Origin of the sequence: Pedobacter sp. SG908 (assembly GCF_011759615.1) — a bacterium.
GTDB classification, from domain to species: domain Bacteria; phylum Bacteroidota; class Bacteroidia; order Sphingobacteriales; family Sphingobacteriaceae; genus Pedobacter; species Pedobacter riviphilus.
This window is the reverse complement of the sequence record NZ_JAAOYY010000001.1, coordinates 960250-975675: the sequence shown is the minus strand read 5'-3', so window position 1 is coordinate 975675 and position 15426 is coordinate 960250. Positions and strand designations below refer to the sequence as shown.

The window sequence follows — 15426 nt, the reverse complement described above, 5'->3', positions numbered from 1 at the left end:
GTTTAAAGCTTGATCATATTGAAGAAGAAAACATCATTTTCACGAAGATCCAAGGCTTTCGAAAAAGCATGCCCATTTTTTATGGTGATGATTTCTTTAGAAAATGGTGAACCATCATTCTGTCTCTTTATTTGTTCTACCTGCTGTTTTGAAAGTTGCGATGGTTTTCCAATGGAAAGATAGGTTGAATAGGCATCGTTATCACGGTAACCTACCTTATAAACTTCCAGCGCATAATTACCATCAGGCACATTCGCAATATTGATCTTCAGTTTCCCTTTCGGTTTTGATGGGAGATCGCGGTTATAATATTGTTGATTATTGGTTGAATCGGGAAGCGTATAGGTATAGTCCCATACAAGCCCCTGTATGTTTCCTGACGAATCTTTGCAGATCCATGAAGCCAGATCTTTATTTACCAGTTCGATATTCCCCAAACGGTTTAAAAACTGGTAGGAATAAAATACCGGTTTGTTAATTCCCTGCGTATTTAACATTCCGAAACCACCATGAAATGGGGTGTAACGCGGACCCGGCTCTTCAAAAATATCAGTAAAAACCCAATAAGACATGGAATTGGCAGCATTTCCCACCTGCTTCAGTTTTTGAAGTACATATGCCGCGCTGTGGTAGCTATCATGAATGGCATCGGCTGGTGTGTATGATGAACTCCATTCTGTATAATGCAACTCCAAATTTGGCATTACCGATTCTTTTATCTCCTTTCTGGATTGAAGTACTTCTTTGCTCACGCTCATCGGATTTTTATCAAGTACAGTGCCCCCCTGTCCGTATTCATCCAGAAAGCCTTGTCCCACGCCATACGCATGGGTGCTTATGAAATCTATAGGCACATTATTTTTGTGGCAATATTCGATCATTTCAGGTTCCCAGGCTGCTCCCGCAGTTCCCGGGCCGCCAACGCGATATGCTTTGTTTACACTTTTAACTGCCTGTGCAGAATATTTGTATAATTTAAAATAATCTTCTTGTGTTCCTGTCCAGAATCCGGGAGAGAGGTTGGGTTCGTTCCACACCTCAAAATACCAGGTTTTCACTTCATCTGCACCATAACGTTCTGTAAAATGTTCTGTAAGATTTTTCACCAAAGCAGCCCATTTATCATAATCTTTTGGTGGGGTTACATTTCCTCTCCACCAGAAAATGGTTGCATTTCCACTGGCAAGCCTTCCGGGCATAAAGCCAAGTTCAACAAAAGGTTTGATGCCTATACTATGTAGAAAATCGAATAAAACATCTACATACATATAATTGTATTGTGTATTACCCTTATTATCTTCGGTGTATACCGCCATATCGTCTGTTAACAGCCCATGCATGCGGATGTATCTAAAACCGCACTCTTTTTTAACATAGGCAAGCTGTTGCTGCCAATCGGCCCGAAGGCCTTCATTTGCGCGTCCTGCTCCCACGCACTCATTAAACATGGTGTTCAATTTGCCGGCAGCCTGGCTGAAATCGGCATTTATTATCCGTTCCTGAATAATTGGCCTGTTTTTTTTAGAATTCTGGGCGATTATTCTACCTGAGAATGAAAAAAGTAATACGACCAATAACCAAAGATTTTTTTGCATTTGTGTGTTTGTATGTATTGTTATTTGCGTAAAGGCGGAAGCTCTACGTGCTGATTTTCATCAGTAGTTGAGCTTCCGTATCTCCAGAAAATTTGTTTTTTTATTAAACTGCGAGTGATCAGGCACCGGATCTTTTATTTGAGCCTTACATTTACAGTATAATATTACTATTTACCTGCTGTTACAAGGGCATTTATTGTACCTTGATCGAGTACTGTATTGTTTCTGCGGTCTAATGCACCACCGGTATCCCAAAAGAAAGGCTTAAGGCCAAACTGAATAGCTTGTTTGGTTACATAGTTATTCCAATAATCTACCGAAGCATTATGTGCAGCCAGGTCTAAAGGAACGTTTCTACTACCTCCCCTTTTATAAGCACCGTACTCACCCAATATGACCGGAATTCCTTTATCAATGAATTTAGATTTCATCAGACCGAATATCCGGATATGTTCGCTCTCTTCGCCCCAGGTGGCGTTACGGTCGGGCTGAATAGTAGAATGATGACCTGTTCCCCAGTAATAAAACATTTTACCCCAGCTTGCATCACTATCCAGAATTGTGAATTGTGAAGGCGTATAATTATGCACTTCTACCATTAAGCGGTTAGCAACCTGATCGGTAGGCAGGCTATTCATTAAATTGTTGGTTTTATCGGGGTCAGTACCAGGCCCCTGAACAACCAGCACACGATAACTGTTTCTGCCACCGGTAGAACGAACTGCATTGATAAAGGTTTGGTGATAACTGTTGAGTATCGCCATCTGTTCAGCATTCTCAGCAGGCGGCTCGTTTGCGCTTGCAAACATTAAATGCTCATCAAAATCTCTCATCGTAGTGGCAATCTGCTCCCAATATGCTTTCTGTTTAGCATTAACCGAGTCTTTTTTAGCCGCATTGATATTATGATCCAACCAGCCACCATCCCAGTGGATGTTAAGCAATACATACATATCATTATCAACACAGTATTTAACCACTTCCTTAACGCGGTTAAGCCAGGCAGGATCTATTGTAGCCTTTGACCGATCGCTTAAGTGGTACCAATCCCACGAACATGGAAGCCTTACCGCATTAAAACCAGTCTGCTTTAAAAATTTAACATACGATTCAGTAATCTGCGGGTTACCCCAACCACTTTCGCCTCCGGGTGATTCCATTGTATTGCCGATATTCCATCCCAATTTCATTTTAGCTGCCAATTGCACAGCATTACTGCTCATACCTGTTTGGTCTGGCGCTTTAGGCGATGTGTTGTACGAAGGATACAAAACGCTGGCCTGCGAGAGTGTAAGCCTTCTGGCCTGGCCATTGTCTGAAGTAACCGTCAGTATAACGGAACGGGAAGAACCAGTGGTATTAGGTACCGCAGTTAATTTCAGTTCTGTATTTCCTTCATTTCCAGCCACCTGGTTTAACTGTAACCAGGAGTCGGCAGGATTTTTAGTGCTCCATTTACCATTGCTGGCAACTGTTACGTTTGAGACACTGCCTTCTGGCTGAAAAGCAATTTCGGATGAAGAAATGCTGAGCTGTGGTTCAACGTTTTCCTTCTTTTTGCAGGATGCAGTAAAAAAGTTAAATAAAATCATAAATACTAAAATGGGCTGAGGTCCTTTAATATTTATTTTTTTTAAATGATTCATAGGTCTGTCTTTTATTGTTTTTAAATTATAGGATCGGCACATCAACAAAAAATTGCGGTGGCACGATAGGATCGTGTCAATAGGTTCGAGATATAAACCAAGTGCAGTTTTTATCGCACTTAAGCTTTCGCTTCTTTGCACGATAAAACCGAACCTGGGTAGTTGAGAGGTAATTTATCACGTTTCTACTAAAATCCTGCGCCCTTTTTCAGCGAATCTAATGCTACCTGGTCTCCTATATAAGCTGGTGCGGCTACACCATTTTTAAATGGACGTTGGAAGATACCGCTGGCCCATAAAAATGGCACTATACCATTCACTTTGGCTTGTTTTGTAACATAAGCATAAAAATGCCAACCCGATTTTAATGCCAATAATGAATCAGCCGGGTATCCTTTTAATTTATCAGCGTGGTACGATACATCATATTCGCCCATAATAACTGGGATACCCCTATCCGTAAAATTTGTTTTCACAGAGCGCATTGCAGCGTCAACAGAAGCTTCTTCTGATGCAGGCGAAGAGTTACGATCCAGGAAGAGCGGATTTTTAGTATGAAAACCGGATCCCCAGAAATACCATGCTTTTCCCCAACTTGCATCCTCAGATATAATGCAAAAATTTGGCGGACTGTAATAGTGGAATTCCAATATCATTTTTTGAGGAACAGCATCGCTAGGCAATGTTGCTCTTTTATATACATTAGCCGGGTTAAGTTGTTCGTTCATCAACGTAAGTGATGTATTAGGCGCCTGAAGCACTAATGCACGATAGGCATTTTTACCACCGGTAGAACGTACAGCATTAATAAATGACTGATGATAACGCATTAAAGTAGCGGTTTCCTGGTCAGTTGTTGCTTCAGGCTCATTTGCGCTGGCAAATATCAAATGCTCGTCAAAATCGCGCATAGTTGTGGCTATCTGCTGCCAGATCGCCTTATGCTTGGCATTAACAGTATCCTGTTTAGCTCCTGTAACTTTGCAATCTATATAACCATCGTGATGGGTATTAAGTATCACATACATCTTAGCATTAAAACAATATTGAACTACTTCTTTTACCCGGGCGAGCCAAAGCGGGTCTATTTCCTGAGTCTGTTTATTTATGATGTGATTACTCCAAGTAACAGGAATCCTTATTGCATTCATGCCGGTTGATTTTACAAGATCAATCAGTTGCTGGGTAACCGGCGGCTGTCCCCACCCGGTTTCCCATCCTGGCGCATCCAAAGTGTTATAAATATTCCATCCCATAGTCATTTTATTACACAATTCCATCGCTGTACTATTCATACCAGCTGCATCTGCCGCTTTAGGGGATATATTATATGATGGATAAATTTGGGCATTTTGTGTTACTGTAATCCGTCGTCTTTGCCCATTGGTTGAATTTATGATTAGCACTACTGAACGGCTAGCCCCTGTTGAGTTTGATGAAGCGGTTAAATTAATGGTACCTGCTCCGCTACCGCCCGAAGTTTGACTTAAACTTAACCATTCAGCACCTTCTTTTGTAGCACTCCATTCGGCGTCACTTGTAAAGCTCAACCCCACCGTACCGCCTTCTTCTGAGATCGCCTGTGTTATATTAGAAAGTGTTAATTGTGCAGATTCTGTTTGCGATTTCTTACAGGATGTTACCAGTAAAATCCCGAGAAATATTCCTAAAACCTTGTATATATTCTGCGTCTTTATTATTTTCATATGTTATGTTTAAACAAGTACACCATTATTGCTTACAAGAGGCTGTATCATAAGTTGTAGTTTCCCACCAAATTTGTCACATTGAGCCTGTCGAAATGCCTTAAGATATTTAAAAGAGGCCCTTCGATTACTTGTCCCGAAACTTCGGGAAGTTCAAGGATGACAATTCATACTTATGATACAGCTTCATTAATTTATTTAATCCTTACCACCCTCAAATTATCGAAGGCCCCGTAAAAACTCCCTGCAGCAGTTCCATAGTTATGTACATACAAGATGCATGAGGTATTTCCTGATGGTCCTGTTAAATCGGCGATTTTAGCGATGGAATCGCCTTTACCCTCACCAAGCGTTGGATCTGATTTACGGAATGATGTTAACGGAATAGTTACCGTTACCCAACCCTTAGTGGTATAAGGCGCGGTGGTAGTAGCCGTTTTTTGCCATGGCTCCCACCGGGCTATAAAGCCACCCACTCCGGTTACAATATTCACTGTAGTGCCATTCCATGCTCGTGGGATATTGGTTTCAAACTTAAATGCCCAGTGACTAACCGAATCGGCAATATTCGCTGCCGGCACCCATTGTGCGCCGTTCATTGGTATATTGGTTGTCCATGGCATGCCATCACCCTGAGATAGCCCGCTAATATCCATAGCCATATAGGTACTTGAATTTCCAGGGAAATGCGGGTCTCCCTGAGTCTGTTTTCCGGCTCCCCAATATTGCCAGTTGAAATTACTGTCCCAATTTGAAATAGAGCCGGTTTCTGTATCGTTTACATTGTATATGGTACTGGTTGAACCAAACGAGGTGGTAATGGATACCGGTCCACTATGCGTAAGCGTAGGTAAAATAAATCCTACCGAACTTCCGTTAGCAGCTGATTTAAAAGAAGTAATTGCGGTACCAGCATAGTTTAGCGTTTGGATATTTTTAAGATAAGTACCATAAACATATACCGAATCGCCCGGGTTGGCATTTTCATTCGAAACACTGGCGATAATTGGTGTTGCCACTATTTTGAAATTTACGTCGCCACTTTTAGTACTTACAGATATGATATCATTGCTTGTTGTAGCCGGCATAATAAAACCAATGGAAGTTCCGAGAGGATTCAATTTAAACGATTGAATAGTTGTGCCCCTATACGAAAAGCGCTTCACAAAAAAGAAGTCCGTACCAAAAACATATACTGAATCGCCCGGATTAGCATACAAGTTAGATACCCCTGTAACTTTAGGTGCTGCAGGCCCTAGTTTAAACGAAAACGTGGTAGAACCACTTGTTGTTACATAATCTACAGTATAGAGTTTAGCGGTATCAATTTTTGAATATTCCATGGCAGGTATCTGCACTACTGCACTGTTAGATGCAAATAGCGCAGTATTAAAGGTGGCATCAACCCCGTTAAAGCTAATCCGGGTAGCGTACCTGAGATTTTCGCCGGTTATAACCACGTATTGGCCATTTGCCACTGCGCTCTTCAAAACCGTATCATTAGGTGAGGCTACGTAGCTCCTGATATTCGTAATAACAGGAGCTCCTTTGTCTTTTGCATCTTTTTTACAGGCCGGCAGTAAAGCCGTAACTATAAGACAAAGCGCCAACAAAGAAAAGATTTGGTATATTATCTTTTTCATAATATTTATTTTTAATGTTCTAATTAATAATATGGTACGGGTGGCTCTGCAAGTTTCGGCGAACTGGTCATCTCTGATGCCGGGATTGGCAACGTAAATGAACTTATAGTGGCCGGAAGTGTAGACGGTAGTGCAGTAGTATCCCTTGTCGCTATTTTCGTTACAGGATCATACGTAAACCCAATCCGTCCGTGAGTAGCATCCTGATCATTAAGCCATTTCACCGCATTGGTTGGATCATAATAAGAAAACCTCACAAGATCTATCCAATATTGGCCCTCGTAAGCCAGCTCAACTCTCCGCTCAATCCGCAGCATATTTGGGGTTATCGAAGTTACCGGATCTACACCGGCCCTTGTACGCACTTTATTAAAATACAATAACGCATCTGCATCACTTGTGCTGGTATTATTACCCAAAATAGCTTCGGCATAAACCAGGTATACATCGGCCAACCTCAGTAGCGAGTTGTGCTCTATAGAAGACCATGATCCCATAGTTGGTGCGTTGTTGTCTTTTTCGTTACCAATAATGTGTTTTTTCATGCCTGTACCAGTGGCCTTATAACCACCAGCGGCTTGATTCAATTCAGGATAAAAATCTCCGTTGAGCATAATGGTCGCTTTTCGTCTTACCGTATCTTTAGGCGAATACATCCGGTATAAATCGTAAGTTGGCGCTAAAGATTGCCATCCACCTGTTTTTTGAGGAAGTACTTCGCCGGTTGGTGCATACCATGTTTGCAAGTCGTTACCCGTAGCATAGCCAACCCCTGCAGTCCATTGAAGCGCAAACAGTGATTCCGGGCTATCGTTATTTTGCGCCTTAAACAGATCATAGTAGCTTGGAAACAATGTCAATCCACTGTTTTTACATACATTGCCTGCATATTTTTTAGCACTGTCTAACAAAGATTGGTTGCGTACACCACCACTTTTGCCTACGCCTGCCATCGTCAGATATACTTTACCCAGCATACCCTGTGCCGACCAGGTTGTTAGCCTGCCTTTTTGATCTGTTTTAGGCAGGTATTGTGCCGCATAAGTCAGGTCGTTGGTTGCAAATTTGTAAACATCCGACATAATATTGCGGTTAAGCAGTGGGTTGTCGATCAATTTCCTGTTATCTTCAATAATAGGCACAGCACCGTAATAAATAGCCAAATAATAATAAGCCATGGCACGGATAAATTTTGCCTCGGCTATAGCCGCATTTTTATCCGCTTGTGGGATTGACGCATCAGCCTGCTCCTTTATGGCATTAATAACCGTATTGGATTGTCCTATAACATTGTATAAACTAATCCAGGCTTCTGAAACGTAGCTGTTCTGAGCAGTAATGGTACGCGTAAAAAGCTGAACCAAATCCTGGCTATATGCAAAACTACCGGTACCTGCCAGCACATCGCCAAACGGCAACATCCCACTTCTGTTCCACCTCGACCATTGCGCACCAGCATATAAGCTCGCAGTGGCAAGCCGTAAGTCGGAAGTTGATTTATAAAAGTTATTAGAACTGATCTGCGAGTTAGACGGACGGTCTAAGAAACTCTTTTTACACCCAGCAATTGCTACTGCAAATAACAGGATGGTTATAATCGTTTTGTTAATTGATTTCATGAACCTATTTTTAAATCGGTAATCGTTTTATTAATTTAAGGTTATATTAGCTCCCAGAGTGAACACTCTTGGCTGAGCATAGTAACCATTATCCCATCCTGCCGCAAGGGGATTCCACGAACCTATTTCAGGATCCATACCCGAATATTTCGTAATGATAAATGCATTGGTCACTGTACCGTATACCCGCACCGAACGGATGTGTATTTTTGACAAGAGTTTTTCAGACAAGCGGTAACCCAATGTAATGTTTTTACATTTTATGAATGAACCATCCTCAATGAACAAACTGTTTGGACGGTTATTACCATTGGTGTTATCGTTTCTCAAACTTACAATAGTGGTATTTGGGTTGGTAACATACACGTTATTAACATCTGTTGCAGAGCCGTTTGGATCTACTAAAGCCAGCCTCGAATAATCTAATATTGCCGAAAAATAGCTTGAATTGTTTTGCGGATCGGTTTGAGATACCTTTAACTGATTGAATATTTTGTTGCCATAGCTTCCGCTGAAGAAAACATTCAGATCAAAATTTTTGTAGGTAAATGTATTATTGAAACCAAACTGGAATTTTGGCAATGGAGAACCCAGAAAAGTTTTGTCTTTAGCGTCTATAATACCGTCGCCGTTCAAATCTTTAAACATACGGTCGCCATACCAGATTCCTCCGCCCGCTGCAGATACCGGATAAGGATTACCGGTTGAGTTAACTGGCCTGGCATGAGTTTGAAGATCGTGTGGTGTTGCAAAAACCCCATCAAACAGGTAACCATAAAACTGGCCTATAGGCTGACCTACCACTGTTGTTTGAATGATATCGTTATTAAATGATGTACTTAAGTTGGCCTGATCACCACCAGAGCCTAAGTAGATTATTTTGTTGACATTTCTGGAGATGGTAAAATTAGTTTTCCAATTGAATTTTTCAGTACTGATGTTGGTAGAACTGATCTGGAAATCGACTCCTTTATTGCTCACCTTACCAACATTCACATAAGGAGCCGCCATACTTCCAGGCGAATAACCTGCCGAAGTTCCACTATATAAAGGAAGTGGCACCTTTAATAAAAGTCCGTCAGTTTGGCGGTTATAAACATCCAATACAAAACTTAACCTGCCATTAAAAAATGAAGCGTCGATTCCTGCACTGTAATAATCTGTTTTTTCCCAGGTTACATTCGGGTTGGCCAAATTGCTCTGGAATTGTGCCGTACCCGACAGGCCATTGGGCACTGAGGTAAGCTGAGTGATAAAAGTATTTCCCTGTATACCCTGGTTGTTGGTCAGTCCATATCCTAACCTCAGTTTCAGGTCGTTAATACTTTCAACATCTTTCAAAAATTTCTCATTTTTAATTTTCCAGGCAAATCCACCCGAATAGGTAGTTACCCAACGGTTGTAAGCAGGAAAATTAGAAGAACCATCTCTCCGTATATTACCGGTTAACAGGTATTTATCATCCCATGAAAGATTGATACGGCCGAAATATGATTCCTGCGCACTACCACCTTTCGGGTTTGATAATGAATTATCGCCTCCGTTAGTAGCTGTGGTTGGATCGCCGGCATTAATGGCCTGTACATTGTTTGAAGGGAAATTGATACGGCCGGCACTAACATTATGAAATGTGCTTTCCTGCGACTCATGCCCAGCCAAGGCATCCAATCTGATTTTCCCGAAAGTATGGTTGTAATTCAGAAAATTACGTATTACGGTATAGAAATTTTGGCCGGCTGATGTAGAACCACTATTCTGACTTGGCGTACCTTTACCAAAAGTATAACTCGGAGAGAAATAATCTTCGGTGGTAAAATCAAAATTACCCGATAGCTCATTTCTCAATGATAATCCCTTAGCTATTTGTATTTCGGCATACACATTTCCAAAAATCTGATTTCGCTTTCTCAGGTTTTTAATAATGGTAGCCAGTGCAACCGGATTCGCTGAAGGCTGTACCCAGCCACTGTTGTTTGTAACCGCACCCCAGGTACCATCAGAGTTGGTTACCGGTATATCAGGTGTATTGTTTAGCGCGGTAAGAATTACACTGCTACCCGTTGCCGCTACGTTTTCATCTACGTGGGCCAATTGAAGACTGGTTCCTATTTTTAGCCAGTTTGTAGTTTTATTATCTAAATTCAACCTTACCGAATACCTTTTAAAATCAGATCCAAGGGCTATACCTTCCTGGTCGAAATAAGAGGTTGACAGTAAATATTGCGTTCTTGTATCACCTCCTTTTAAAGTAATGGTATGATTCTGCATCGGTGCTCTACGGAACAATTCCTTTTGCCAGTCGGTACCTTTACCTAAATATTGTGGATTGGCAAATTCTGGTCTTACGTCGAAACCCCAAACTGCAGCCCTGGCGTTAATAAATGTTGCAAGCTGTTGCAGGTCTATTGTAGGTAATCGCCCAGGTATTTCCTGGTAACCTCCATAAACATCATAACTTATGCTTGGTGCCCCTACCTTACCTCTTTTCGTGGTAATTACCACCACGCCATTAGTTGCCTGCGAACCGTAAATAGCAGTAGCCGAAGCATCTTTTAATACATCTATTGATTCTATTTCGGCAGGGTTGATGGCATTTAAAGGATTCGACCCATTACCAGGATCGTTTACGGGCGGGATAATAACACCGTCTATAACGAACAATGGTGAATTAGAACCGCTTATTGACGACACGCCCCTGATCTGGATAGATACACCACCACCAGGCTGACCCGATACCTGTTGAACCACAACCCCGGCAACTTTACCTTGCAGGGCCTGATCAAAAGTAGTTGGCTGTGTTTGACGTAACTCATCTCCAGATATCGAACCTATTGAACCCGTCGCATCTTTTCTTGCTATCTTAGCATAACCGATAACAACAACGTCATCCAAATTGGTACGTTCACCCTTTAGGGTCACATTCATGATATTGACATCACCTACCGTTAGCTCCTGCTGTTTAAAGCCGACTACTCTAAAAATGAGAACATCTCCTTTTTTTGCAAGTATGGAAAATAGTCCTTGCTCATTTGTAACTGTTGATTTATTCTTTCCTTTTAGTAGTACAGTTGCTCCCGATAAAGGAGAGGAATCTTCGTTAGCCACTACCTTTCCGGTAATTAATCGATCCTGGGCATAACCTTTTAAATGCAGGAGCATTAAGAAAATTACCAAGAGCATAAAAGCTGGCAATTTTCTGATAAAAATTGTTTGGTTCATATTTGGTTTATTTTGGTTTGTTTGACCGGTAAAATGATATTTACTTATTAGCTACCATACACTTATCTTATTACATTAATAAGTCCGTGGTATACCATTAATTACTGGCTTTATGAATATCAAATATAGTTTCAGATGAAACCTGGGGATGCTTCAAATGATAAAGAGAAGAGAAATTTTGTTAACTATATTGCTTCAGATAGCAAATTATCAAACTTAAAATCACAAAAAAAATACACAAAACACTAACAAACAGAATATTACAAAACAAAAAAAAATCACCTTATGGCGTATAGGCAAACGCATAAATATTGGTTGATATTTAGAAATAATAAGATAAAATCTTTGTTTTAAAAAATTATTGATGATCTGAATCATAAAATTGCTTGTGAAACGGCATCATCTTTAAACTTACGGAAAAGACATATACCTATTGCCGATTGTTCTTGTTGCGATAACCTCATTTACGGTTAAACACAAGGCCGTAAGTGAGGCGGATAAAAAATAAGAGACTGGAAAAACACTAGACTTTGCTGCTGGAGAAAAAGATACCATTGCGCTTAAAAAAGATATCAGACGCCAACATATGTGGTAAACAATGCAAATGGAAAAATGGTTACCTAAAGGCATGTTTTGGGGTATACTCAAAGAAAGCAGCATATTTCGGAAACTGAATTTCTATCTAAAGATAAAGGCGGAACAGCTGCCCAATTGAAAATACGGTTCACAAATACCTGGATAAAGCAAGGAAATGATTGAAAATTGGCAGCAAGGCAGCAAGGCAGCAAGGCAGCAACAACAGTTTTCTCAAAAATTAGTGGCACAAGCACTATCATGTGATCAATTGAATGCGACCAGGATCAATGCCTCATGTATTTAGGTTAAATCATCTGGATTAATCCCGCACTCAAATGTGAGCAAAATCAAAAGGTAAGAGCAGGCTGCTAAATAGGTAGATGAAATTTAGCCCTGCTCTTTAAATTTATTGTATTTCCTTAAGCACACAGGTAAAGCCGCCTCTCGGAAGCCACTTCAGCTTAATATGGTCTTCTTTAGCAACGCTAAGGTAAGTGGTGTTAAATGCCGAATCGTAATCGCCATCTGCAATCAGCACTGCTTTGTATCGCTTTCCCGTCTTCAAAAATTCGAGCGGAATCTGAAATTGTTCTTGTTTATTCAGGCCATTTATGCCAGCCAGATACCAGTCATTTCCCTTACGCCTGGCCATAATCATATTTTTCCCGGGATATCCTGATATAAACCGGCTATCATCCCAGGCCACCGGTACTTCTCGTAAAAATGCCTTAGGCGCATCGGGAAGATTATCAAATCCTTCTGGCCTGTCGGCCATGTGCTGGATACCAGATTCAAATATCACAGACAGGGCGAGTTCATGCGCAAAAGTTGTGATATGAGGATGTTGCGAATTGGTAAAGGTTACCGGGGTATAATCCATCGGGCCAATGATGTTACGCGTAAAAGGCAGGGTTGCATTGTGCTCAGCGGCTTTTCCTGTTAGCTCGGCCCCGTTATTATACCACTCTGCACCAAGTACGGCCTCCATACTCATTAAATTCGGGTAGGTTCTGCTCCAGCCTCTGGGAATAGTTGCGCCATGAAAGTTTACCATCAATTTAAATTTTGCTGCATCTTCCAGGATATCGATATAATACTTCATCATATCTTGTTTGTCACTCTCAAAAAAATCTACTTTAATCCCATATACGCCAAGTTCATTTAACCAGCGGAACTCCTTTATCCTGTTCTCATGGGTCAACATTCTATCACGTGGCGTAGCTGATATTCCGTTATGCGGACCACCAGAGTTATACCACATCATGGGTTTTATGCCTTTGCTGTTGGCGTAACGCACGGCATCCTCCAATTTTCCACCATTGCCCATAGCATCCCATTCCCAGTCGAAGAGCGTGTAAGGCCAGTTCATCCGGGCGGCCAGATCGATATAATCGCACACCTTTTTAAAATCTTTCGTACCATGGTTATATGCCCAGTAAATCCACGAACTTGCCCCTGGTTGTACCCATGATACATCCTTGATCTTAGTAGGAGTACTAACATCGTCAACCAGCGTAGATTCGACCAGCTGCCCCAGTTCTCCGATTATAACCGTTCTCCATGGGGATGTAAATGGAAGACTTACTGTTGGATTTACCTTACCCACCTTATTTCCATCAGAAGCTGCAGGAAATAACAATTTATAATTGTCCTGATCGTTCTTATTACCAAGTTTGGTAGCGCAATATGATCCATTCACATCGGCTTCGGTTATTAGCATCCAGCAATCAGCCTTTCCAAGTGATTTTTTAAATAATGCAGGATACCCCCACTCTCCTTTTGCTACAGAACCGCTTTGAACCGGATAATAGCTCTCGTAACTCGTTTTAAAAGGCTGCAACCATCTTTCAGCACTTACCGGCATTTTATAGCTGGTTAGCTCATCGGTCAATTCTATAATTTCACCATTTTTTCCGGTCAGGCCATAACGGAAAGCTATCCCATCATTATATGCCCTCAAGGTAATACTAAGTCCTTTTCCCTGTTCGCCTTTAAAATAGAAACTGCGTTCTGTTGCGTCGTTAGCACAATATTTACGTTTACCGTGTACCGCAGTATATGTTTCTTTAATTAATTTCGCTTTATCTGCCCGGTCGAATTTAATGCTGGAAGCAAAATCAACCGCCCCGGCCTTAAGCCCCAATTCAATACATGGAATCACATTCTGATAAGTATCTCCCTGGAGATAGTCTACCTTAAGATACCACTTCTTTGAAGCATCATCAGTTTTTGAAGCCAAAGACAATTCGATCTTTTTGTTTGGCGATTGTATTTTATATTCCTGAGCGTACAGAAAATTACTAACCAAAATCAGTGTGACAATTGTAATTACAATGCCTTTCATTTTATTCATTTTTATGAGATGCTTAAAGCCCACGTTCAGGACTAGATTTATTTGTGTTTTATTCGTCGAAAAGGATTAATGCTTTTATCAGGGACTCATTTGCAGTGAGCAACTGATTAAACTGTTCTTTTACCTGCATAAATGAGACAGTATGGGTAACAAAATCCAAAGGTTTAATCAGCCCCTTTCTGATGCAATCAATCACATAAGCAAAATCGTGCGGCAGGGCATTTCTACTGCTCATCAGTACCGCTTCACGCTTGTGAAACTCCGGATGTACCACCTCAATAGTCCCTTTCTGAAGACCTATCATGATAAATTTACCTGTATGTGCCAAAAACCTAAAGGCGTTGTTAATGGCTGTTAAGTTTCCTGTGCAATCAATCACCACTTTTGCAAACTCACCATTGGTAATAAGTGATAATTGCTCCAATGGGTCTTCTTTTAATGGGTTTATGGTATGTGCAATACCAAAACGTTCACGGCAAAAAGACAATCTGTTATCATTAACATCTATAACAATAACCTTAGCACCGCTTATTTTGGCAAAAGCGATAGTGCCAAGGCCAATTGGCCCCGCTCCAAGTATAACCACGGTATCTCCTTTATTCAGCTGTGCCAGGCTAACGCCATGCGCGCCAATGGCCAATGGTTCTACCAATGCCAGTTCATCTACAGTTAATCCTTCCCCACTAACAATTGCTGATGCCGGAACAGTGATATACTCCTGCATGGCCCCATCAATATGAACACCGAAAACCTTTATATTTACGCAACAATTGGTTCTGCCACTGCGGCATGCAATGCAGGTTCCGCAAGAAAAATATGGACTAACAGTAACCAGATCTCCAGGTTTAAAGTCCGAGCTTGTACCGGCATTTACTACTTCAGCCGCAATTTCGTGACCAAGGATTCTTGGGTATTCAAAAAATGGCTGTGTTCCTTCAAATGCATGATAATCGGTACCACAAATCCCCAGTCTTTTCATCCTGAGTAACACCATGCCTTCTTCAACAAAAGGTATTTCCTTATTGATATAGCCAAATTCTCCTGGCGTATTACATACTAATGCTTTCAT

General features: G+C 41.1%; 8 protein-coding genes. All 8 read right to left on the bottom strand.

All coding sequences use genetic code 11. The features are described 5' to 3' along the window. Nucleotides 1–2: 2 nt before the first annotated feature. Nucleotides 3–1595, bottom strand: coding sequence for a glycoside hydrolase (locus tag FHT21_RS04225; RefSeq protein ID WP_167293515.1), 1593 nt, complete (start codon nt 1593–1595; stop codon nt 3–5). 167 nt (nt 1596–1762) lie between these two features. Next, the gene (locus FHT21_RS04220) at nt 1763–3241 is read right to left on the bottom strand and encodes a cellulase family glycosylhydrolase (protein WP_243853850.1); all 1479 of its coding nucleotides are present in this window, start codon (nt 3239–3241) and stop codon (nt 1763–1765) included. A 188-nt stretch (nt 3242–3429) separates the two neighbouring features. Continuing rightward, the gene (locus FHT21_RS04215) at nt 3430–4947 is read right to left on the bottom strand and encodes a cellulase family glycosylhydrolase (protein ID WP_167293514.1); all 1518 of its coding nucleotides are present in this window, start codon (nt 4945–4947) and stop codon (nt 3430–3432) included. Nucleotides 4948–5141: 194 nt separating this feature from the next. After that, nucleotides 5142–6590 (bottom strand): glycan-binding surface protein, encoded by a 1449-nt coding sequence (locus FHT21_RS04210; protein WP_167293513.1) that lies wholly within the window; start codon nt 6588–6590, stop codon nt 5142–5144. A gap of 23 nt (nt 6591–6613) precedes the next feature. Next, nucleotides 6614–8209: a RagB/SusD family nutrient uptake outer membrane protein gene (locus FHT21_RS04205; RefSeq protein WP_167293512.1), complete on the bottom strand. Its 1596-nt coding sequence runs from the start codon at nt 8207–8209 to the stop codon at nt 6614–6616. A 30-nt stretch (nt 8210–8239) separates the two neighbouring features. Next, complete coding sequence (locus tag FHT21_RS04200) at nt 8240–11428, bottom strand: TonB-dependent receptor (protein WP_167293511.1); 3189 nt, start codon at nt 11426–11428, stop codon at nt 8240–8242. A 982-nt stretch (nt 11429–12410) separates the two neighbouring features. Next, complete coding sequence (locus FHT21_RS04195) at nt 12411–14348, bottom strand: glycoside hydrolase family 97 protein (RefSeq protein WP_167293510.1); 1938 nt, start codon at nt 14346–14348, stop codon at nt 12411–12413. Nucleotides 14349–14406: 58 nt separating this feature from the next. Further along, a complete protein-coding gene (locus FHT21_RS04190) occupies nt 14407–15426 on the bottom strand; it encodes a zinc-binding alcohol dehydrogenase family protein (RefSeq protein ID WP_167293509.1) in 1020 nt (339 codons plus the stop codon).